Below are 1,838 nucleotides of genomic sequence, written 5' to 3'. Positions count from 1 at the left end.
GCAGGAAGCCGCGCAGAAGGAAGCTTCGACAGAGGTCATCAGTGAAAACCAGGACAAGATCTTTCACTCGCCGATGGATGCGGTTTTCGGCAATCCGAAAGGCGACGTCACGATCGTTGAATTCTTCGACTATAATTGCGGCTATTGCAAAAAAGCTCTGCCGGACATGGATGCCCTCCTGAAAAGCGATCCAAACCTGCGCTTCGTAATGAAGGAATTTCCCATCCTTGGTGCGGATTCTACACGCGCGCATATCGTCGCCAAGGCGTTCAAAGCGCTCATGCCCGACAAATATCTCGAGTTCCACCGTGATCTCCTCGGTGGCGAAGGACGTGCAACCGAAGCGTCGGCGATGGCCATCGCGGTCAAGCTGGGCGCAAACGAAGCCCAAATGCGCGAGAAAATGCTCTCTCCCGAAGTCACAAAGGCTTTCAATGAAAACTTCGAACTGGCAAACAGCCTGAGCATTACCGGAACCCCGTCCTACGTCGTGGGCAATGAAGTCGTGCCCGGCGCGCTTGGTGCGGATGTCCTCGCCGAAAAGATCAGCCATATTCGCAACAAATAGCCTGAATATTTACTTTTGCTTGGCAAAACCCTTTGTGGACAAGCAATAAGGGTGCTTTGCGGGCTTTTCGCTTGCCGATAAGCCGTCTATATGGGACCACCAATTCGCTAACCACGCGGTAATCATGAAACAGCAGATCTTTATCCTCAACGGCCCGAACCTGAATATGCTTGGAAAGYGTGAGCCAGGAATATACGGCGCTGCGACCTTGAGCGATATCGAGGTTCTGTGCCGTGCCGAAGGTGAAAATCTGGGCGTCGACATCGTGTTTCGCCAGTCCAATCACGAAGGTGATCTGGTGAGCTGGATTCAGGAGGCAGGCGAGCAAAAGGCATTGGTGTTGATCAATCCTGCCGCCTACACGCATACATCCATCGCATTGCATGATGCCATCCGCGCTGCCGCCGTCACGCTGGTGGAGGTTCATCTTTCCAACATTCACGCGCGCGAGTCATTTCGCCATCACTCCTACGTTTCCCCTTTGGCTAAAGGGGTGATATGTGGCTTCGGGGTCGATGGCTACGTGATGGGCCTGCGCGCACTCGTCAAGCTGGCAGCGTCGCAATAGCGTACCGCCAAACAGGTATAAGGGGCTTGAAAAAGCATGGCTAACAGAACCACCGGGATCGACAAGGTCATGATCCGCGATCTCGCGGAAATCCTGAACGAGACCGACCTCACGGATATCGAGATCGAGCAGGGCGACCTTCGCATTCGCGTATCGCGGCAGATAACGGTGCAGGCCGCAGCTCCGGTCTATGCCCAAGCCCCGGCGGGGGCCGCTCCCGCTCCGGCGGCAACGGTTATCCCGGTCGCGTCTGCTGTCGCTGATCCCTCGAAGAATGCCGTTCCTTCGCCGATGGTCGGAACCGTGTATCTTTCCCCCGCGCCTGGTGCTCGCGCCTTTATCGAGGTCGGAACACAGGTCAAGGAAGGCCAGACGCTTCTGATCATCGAGGCCATGAAAACGATGAACCAGATACCGTCTCCACGCTCTGGTACGGTTACCGCCATCCTCGTCACAGACAGCCAACCCGTCGAATATGGTGAGTTTCTGGTTGTGATCGAGTAGCGAGAGCATGATGTTTCAGAAAATACTCATAGCCAATCGCGGCGAGATTGCCCTGCGCGTCCTGCGCGCCTGCAAGGAGCTCGGCATCCAGACCGTCGCGGTCCACTCGACCGCCGACGCCGACGCCATGCACGTGCGGCTTGCCGACGAAAGTGTCTGCATCGGTCCGCCTCCTTCCCGGGATAGCTATCTGAAGAA

General features: G+C 56.1%; 4 protein-coding genes. All 4 read left to right on the top strand.

The window, feature by feature from the left end:
- The coding region (locus ACXJ5O_RS25765; protein WP_457302388.1) for a DsbA family protein at window positions 1-568 on the top strand (568 nt) is incomplete at its 5' end.
- Window positions 569-692: 124 nt separating this feature from the next.
- Window positions 693-1,136, top strand: a complete 444-nt coding sequence (aroQ, locus tag ACXJ5O_RS25760; RefSeq protein WP_457302387.1) for a type II 3-dehydroquinate dehydratase — start codon at window positions 693-695, stop codon at window positions 1,134-1,136.
- Window positions 1,137-1,172: 36 nt separating this feature from the next.
- On the top strand, window positions 1,173-1,640 hold the full coding sequence (gene accB, locus ACXJ5O_RS25755) for an acetyl-CoA carboxylase biotin carboxyl carrier protein (RefSeq protein WP_112531304.1): 468 nt from the start codon (window positions 1,173-1,175) through the stop codon (window positions 1,638-1,640).
- A gap of 10 nt (window positions 1,641-1,650) precedes the next feature.
- Window positions 1,651-1,838, top strand: a 188-nt coding sequence (locus ACXJ5O_RS25750) for a biotin carboxylase N-terminal domain-containing protein (protein ID WP_457302386.1), incomplete at its 3' end; no start/stop codon positions are given.

The organism is Phyllobacterium sp. P5_D12, assembly GCF_054049495.1.
This window is presented reverse-complemented; position numbering and strand designations above follow the sequence as displayed.

What these genes read in the sequence shown, in the direction of transcription:
- accB (WP_112531304.1), top strand. Translation starts at nt 1,173, where the DNA reads ATGGCTAACAGAACCACCGGGATCGACAAGGTCATGATCCGCGATCTC.